The sequence below is a fragment of the Nevskia sp. genome (assembly GCF_023266035.1).
Taxonomy (GTDB): domain Bacteria; phylum Pseudomonadota; class Gammaproteobacteria; order Nevskiales; family Nevskiaceae; genus Nevskia.
The window spans coordinates 1-5,174 of the sequence record NZ_JAHFRY010000206.1 but is presented as its reverse complement, the minus strand read 5'-3'; the positions used below and the strand labels follow the sequence as shown (position 1 = coordinate 5,174).

General features: G+C 65.0%; 5 protein-coding genes and 1 pseudogene. 5 read left to right on the top strand and 1 reads right to left on the bottom strand.

Features of this window, described 5'->3' with window-relative positions; genetic code table 11:
* Nucleotides 1-209 (top strand): annotated as a pseudogene (locus tag Q0D45_RS20785) (2'-5' RNA ligase family protein); the annotation flags it as partial.
* 93 nt (nucleotides 210-302) lie between these two features.
* Nucleotides 303-1,496: a 2-methylaconitate cis-trans isomerase PrpF gene (prpF, locus tag Q0D45_RS20780; RefSeq protein WP_293397597.1), complete on the top strand. Its 1,194-nt coding sequence runs from the start codon at nucleotides 303-305 to the stop codon at nucleotides 1,494-1,496.
* 78 nt (nucleotides 1,497-1,574) lie between these two features.
* Here the strand turns inward: prpF and Q0D45_RS20775 are convergent, their stop codons facing one another.
* Nucleotides 1,575-2,591: an acetamidase/formamidase family protein gene (locus Q0D45_RS20775; protein WP_293397594.1), complete on the bottom strand. Its 1,017-nt coding sequence runs from the start codon at nucleotides 2,589-2,591 to the stop codon at nucleotides 1,575-1,577.
* A gap of 204 nt (nucleotides 2,592-2,795) precedes the next feature.
* Between Q0D45_RS20775 and Q0D45_RS20770 the strand changes: the two genes are divergently transcribed.
* The 3 genes from Q0D45_RS20770 to aspS all read left to right on the top strand — a co-directional run.
* Nucleotides 2,796-3,113, top strand: a complete 318-nt coding sequence (locus Q0D45_RS20770; protein WP_293397591.1) for a zinc ribbon domain-containing protein — start codon at nucleotides 2,796-2,798, stop codon at nucleotides 3,111-3,113.
* Between the two features lie 4 nt (nucleotides 3,114-3,117).
* On the top strand, nucleotides 3,118-3,807 hold the full coding sequence (locus Q0D45_RS20765; RefSeq protein ID WP_293397588.1) for a DUF502 domain-containing protein: 690 nt from the start codon (nucleotides 3,118-3,120) through the stop codon (nucleotides 3,805-3,807).
* Nucleotides 3,808-3,856: 49 nt separating this feature from the next.
* Nucleotides 3,857-5,174: aspartate--tRNA ligase (aspS, locus tag Q0D45_RS20760; RefSeq protein WP_293397585.1), on the top strand; the 1,318-nt coding region annotated here is incomplete at its 3' end.

The following is a 5,174-nucleotide window of genomic DNA, read 5'->3' as shown; positions in this document are numbered from 1 at the left end:
AAGACGATTCCGGTCACGGCCCACACCTGACCATCAGCTACAAGGCGCCGTCGCCACTGCCATCCGTGGCCATCGAACCGATCGAATGGACCGTCGATGAGCTGCTGCTGGTGCGGGGCTGCGGTAACCCGTATCGCTACGAGGTGGTGGGTCGCTGGCCGCTTGCGGCAGCGCCCGAGCCGCCTCAGCAGCAATTTGGTTTGCTTTAAGGACGTGCAAGTGGAGTCGGACGCATAGCCCTTCACCCCTCGCGGGAGATGGGTGGCTAAAGCGATCAACCAATACAACTGAGCAGACTTCTGATGACCCATGTTCCGCAGGTAAAGATCCCCGCCACCTACGTCCGCGGCGGCACCTCGAAAGGCGTGTTCTTCAAGCTCACGGACTTGCCCGAGCGCTGCCAGGTCGCGGGCGAAGCGCGCGACAAGCTGCTGCTGCGGGTGATCGGCTCGCCGGATCCTTACGGCGCGCAGATCGACGGCATGGGTGGCGCCACGTCCTCGACCTCGAAGACCGTGATCCTGGCCAAGAGCACCAAGGCCGATCACGACGTCGATTACATGTTCGGTCAGGTGTCGATCGACAAGGCCTTCGTCGACTGGTCCGGCAACTGCGGCAACCTGACGGCGGCCGTCGGTTCGTTCGCGATCAGCAACGGCCTGGTCGATGCCGCACGCATTCCGCAGAACGGCATCTGCACGGTGCGCATCTGGCAGGTGCAGATCCTGAAGACGATCATCGCCCACGTGCCGATCACCAACGGTGCGGTGCAGGAGACGGGCGATTTCGAGCTCGACGGCGTGACCTTCCCGGCGGCCGAGGTGCAGATCGAGTTTCTCGACCCGGCCGATGAAGGTGATGGCGACGGTGGTGGTTCGATGTTCCCGACCGGCAATCTCGTCGACGATCTCGAAGTGCCCGGCATCGGCACCTTGAAGGCGACGATGATCAACGCCGGCATTCCGACCGTGTTCATCAACGCGGCGGAGATCGGCTACACCGGCACCGAGCTGCGCGAAGCGATCAACAGCAAGCCGGAAGTGCTCGCGAAGTTCGAGACCATCCGCGCTTACGGCGCGCTGCGCATGGGCCTGATCAAGGACGTGTCCGAAGCCGCCAAGCGTCAGCACACGCCGAAGGTGGCGTTCGTAGCGCCGCCGACCGATTACGTCTCGTCCAGCGGCAAGGCGATCAAGGCGGGCGAGATCGATCTCAACGTCCGCGCGCTGTCGATGGGCAAGCTGCATCACGCGATGATGGGCACAGCGGCGGTGGCCATCGGCACCGCGGCGGCGATTCCCGGCACCCTGGTCAATCTAGCGGCAGGTGGCGGTGCGAGGACGGCGGTGCGCTTCGGTCATCCGTCCGGCACCTTGAGAGTCGGTGCCGAAGCGACTCAGGAGAACGGTCAGTGGGTGGTCAAGAAAGCGATCATGTCCCGCTCGGCCCGCGTGCTGATGGAAGGCTGGGTGCGGGTGCCGGGCGACGCGTTCTGAGCCTGCCTAGCGCCTGATGCACCGGAAGCCCGGATGACGCGAGTCGTCCGGGCTTTTTGCTGGGCGAGGCGTGCGAGGCTACTTGCGGAAGATCGACTTCGGCAGCATCGCGTGCACGCCCTTGGTGCCGTCGACGGCTTCGGAGATGATCAGGTCCATCGCCGCGCTGCACAGCATGTAGGCGTCGTCTCGCGACAGGCCCTTGGTGGTCGCCAGGAAGTCGACCATGTCGCTGGTCGCCAGGCGGGCGGCTTCGTCGAGGTCGGGATTGAGGCCGATGCTCATGTAGTGAGTCGCGGTTTCCGCGCGCGGTCCCTTCAGCGCCTTGTTCTTGTGCAGGATGATCTGCACTTCGCCTTTCAGCGAGGCTTCCACCGCTGACAGGCAGACCTCGCCATGGCCTTGCACCGCATGGCCGTCGCCGATCGAGACCAGCCCGCCGGTGGCCTGCACCGGCAGGAACACCGTGCTGCCGGCGCCGAGATCGCGATTATCGAGATTGCCGCCGAACACGTCGGGCGGGCCGCTGGCAACACGGCCGCGGCTGGCCTCCGGCGCCACCGCGATCACGCCCCAGAACGGCTTGACCGGCACTTCGACGCCAGGCGCGTACTCGACGCTCTGGCGCTTCATGTCGATCCACAGTACCCGGTCCTTCTGGTAATCGAACTCATCGGGCAGCACGCCTCGCTTCGGGCGGAAGCCCTGGCCGGCGATCGGCAGTCGGACTTCAACGGAACGGATGCGGATTTCCAGCACGTCGCCGGGCTCGGCACCGCGGACGCGGATCGGTCCGTTGAGCGTGTGATCGCCGCGCCCGGCGCCTTCCACGCCTTCGAAAGCGGCATACAGCTCTTTCGGAATCTTCTCCTTCGGCACCCCGAGACCTTCGAAGTAGCGTGGATTGCCGCTGGCGGTTTCCAGACGCACGATGTCGCCGGAGTCGATGGTCAGCACCGGCGGCAGCGAGGCATCGAAGAAGCCGCGGTGCACGGTGGTCGGCGTCGCCTTCAGGTCGTGGACTATCGATGCCGCTTGCGCCGGCGCTGCCGCCTGCAGGATCAGCGCGGCAGGGATTGCCAGGACTGCGAGCATTTTCAAGGTCGTCTCCGGTTGCATCCGGTTGCATCCGGTGCGGAACGGAACGACCGCACTGCCTTGTAGACGGGCTTGCCCGTGGATACCCGACCTTGAAGGCCTCTACGGCGGGCGTCGACGGTGGCCCGTTTCTGGCTTGAATTCGACGCGGGCAGTCCCACCGTGCCATCTCGGAATAGAATCGCGTTTTAGAGGTGAACCATGCCGTTCTACGAATACGCCTGTACCCACTGCGGCAAGCCGACGACGATCCTGCAGAAGCTGTCCGATCCGCCGGCCGTCGATTGCCCGGCTTGCCACACGCCCAGCCTGACCAAGCAGATTTCCGCTGCCGGCTTTCGCCTGAAGGGCGCAGGCTGGTACGAGACCGACTTCAAGTCGGACAACAAGCGCAATCTCGCCGGTGACAGTGCCGAAAGCGCCGTCAAGCCTGACAAGGTCGCTGACAAGCCTGCCTCGGCACCCGCCGCTGCGGCGCCTGCTGCAACGCCGGCGGCACCGACCACGCCGGTCGCCTGAACCGGTGAGCGACCTCGGCGAGCCGCTGCCGGAAGCGCAGCTGCCTCCCGAGCCCGCGCCGCGCCTGCTGCGCGTGGTGCTGCGGCAATGGTTCTTCGCCGGGCTGCTGATCTGGGTGCCGCTGGCGGCGACCCTGCTGGTGATCCGTTTCCTGATCGGCCTGCTCGATACCAGCCTGCTGCTGATTCCAACGTCGCTACGCCCGGATTTCCCGGGCCTGGGCGTGTTCCTGAGCGTCGGTCTGGTGTTCGGTACCGGCGCGCTGGCGGCGAATTACCTCGGTGGCCGGCTGCTGCACTGGATCGAGGAAATGCTGTTCCGCATTCCGCTGGTGCGCACCTTGTACGGCGGCGTCAAGAAACTCGCCGAGACGTTGTTCTCGCGGGAATCGACGGCGTTCAAGCGCGTGGTGCTGATCGAATGGCCGCGTACCGGGCTGTGGACGATCGGCTTCCAGGCCGGCGACCCGCTGAAAGTGGTGCGTGAAGCGACCGGCCAGGATCTGATCCCGGTGTTCGTGCCGACCACCCCGAACCCGACCGGCGGTTTCATCATGCAGGTGCCGGCCGCGGAGCTGAAATTCCTCGACGTGACCGTCGAGGAAGGCATGCGCTACATCATCTCGCTCGGCGTCGTTGCCCCCGGCACCACGCCGACCGTCCCGCAATCGGGGCTGCCCGTCAGCCCGCGCTGAAGCGCCTGACGTACAATCGCCGCCCTGTTCATATCGTTGTGTGATTTCGATGATGCGTTCCCATTATTGCGGCCAGGTCACTGAAGCGCTGACCGGCCAGACCGTCCAGGTTTGTGGCTGGGTCCAGCGCCGCCGCGACCACGGTGGCGTGATCTTCATCGACCTGCGCGACCGCGAAGGCCTGCTGCAGATCGTCTTCGATCCGGACAACGCCGAAACCTTCGCCGCCGCGGAACGCCTGCGCAGCGAATACGTCGTGCAGATCACCGGCCTGGTCCGCGCTCGTCCGGAAGGCACGGTCAACGCCAACCTGCCGACCGGCCGCATCGAAGTGCTCGGCCGCTCGGTGGAAGTGCTGAACAAGTCGGAAACCCCGCCATTCCAGCTCGACGATGATTTGGTCGGCGAGGAAACCCGCCTGAAGTACCGCTACATCGATCTGCGCCGGCCGCTGATGCAGAAGAACCTGCGTCTGCGCCACGACGTGATCCGGCGCATCCGCAACAAGATGGACGAGCTCGGCTTCATCGACGTCGAGACGCCGATCCTGACCCGCGCCACGCCGGAAGGCGCGCGCGACTATCTGGTGCCGAGCCGCACCCACGAAGGCAAGTTCTTCGCGCTGCCGCAGTCGCCCCAGCTGTTCAAGCAACTGCTGATGATGGGCGGCCTCGATCGTTATTATCAGATCGCCCGCTGCTTCCGCGACGAGGATCTGCGCGCCGATCGCCAGCCGGAATTCACCCAGCTCGACGTCGAGACCTCGTTCCTGTCGATGGAAGAGATCATGGCGATGATCGAGGTGATGTTCGTCGACCTGTTCCAGTCGGTCATGAACGTCGATCTGGGCAAGCTGCCGCACATGAGCTACGCCGACGCCATGGGCCGTTACGGCTCGGACAAGCCAGACCTGCGCAACCCGCTGGAACTGGTCGAGATCAAGGATCTCGTCGCCGATTCCGAGTTCAAGGTGTTCGCAGCACCGGCGTCCGATCCGAAGAGCCGCGTGGTGGTCATGCGGGTACCGGGTGGCGGCAAGATTCCGCGCTCGCAGATCGACGATTACACCAAGATGGTCGGCCAGTACGGCGCCCGCGGCCTGGCCTGGATCAAGGTCAACGAGTGGACTGCAAAGGGCCGCGACGGCCTGCAGTCGCCGATCGTCAAGAACCTGTCCGACGCCGCACTCGCCGGCATCATCAGCCGCAGCGGCGCCGTCGACGGCGATCTGCTGTTCTTCGGTGCCGACAAGTACAAGATCGTCTGCGACGCCATGGGCGCGCTGCGCATCAAGGTCGGCCTCGATCACGGCTTCACCGATACCAAGGCCTGGGCGGCGCTCTGGGTCATCGACTGGCCGATGTTCG

What these genes read in the sequence shown, in the direction of transcription:
- Q0D45_RS20775 (WP_293397594.1), bottom strand. Translation starts at nt 2,591, where the DNA reads ATGCTCGCAGTCCTGGCAATCCCTGCCGCGCTGATCCTGCAGGCGGCA.
- prpF (WP_293397597.1), top strand. Translation starts at nt 303, where the DNA reads ATGACCCATGTTCCGCAGGTAAAGATCCCCGCCACCTACGTCCGCGGC.
- Q0D45_RS20770 (WP_293397591.1), top strand. Translation starts at nt 2,796, where the DNA reads ATGCCGTTCTACGAATACGCCTGTACCCACTGCGGCAAGCCGACGACG.